Below are 271 nucleotides of genomic sequence, written 5' to 3' on the forward strand. Positions count from 1 at the left end.
TTATAGAATAGCCACTATAACCACCATCCGCCGTGTTTTTGCTTCCTTTCGCGTTATATAATGAATAGTCACCCGATGCAGTATTCCAATCACCACTTTCGTTATTATATAAAACCGCGTATCCCGTCCCCACGTTGTGCTCGCCGTCTATATTTTTAAATAGTGCTTGGTTGCCAAATCCGCTTAAGTAATTACCGCTGGTATTAGAACGCACTGACCTGTAACCAAATGCCGAAATAAATTTTCCGTCGACATTAAAACGGCATGAATC

1 protein-coding gene is annotated in these 271 nt (G+C 41.3%); it reads right to left on the reverse strand.

Going from position 1 to position 271, the window contains the following annotated elements:
* On the reverse strand, nucleotides 1–214 hold a 214-nt coding region (locus tag AAEZ02_RS22560), incomplete at its 3' end, for a hypothetical protein (RefSeq protein WP_351125282.1).
* Between the last annotated feature and the right edge of the window lie 57 nt (nucleotides 215–271).

It is taken from the genome of Shewanella sp. T24-MNA-CIBAN-0130 (assembly GCF_040310185.1).
Classification (GTDB): domain Bacteria; phylum Pseudomonadota; class Gammaproteobacteria; order Enterobacterales; family Shewanellaceae; genus Shewanella; species Shewanella psychromarinicola.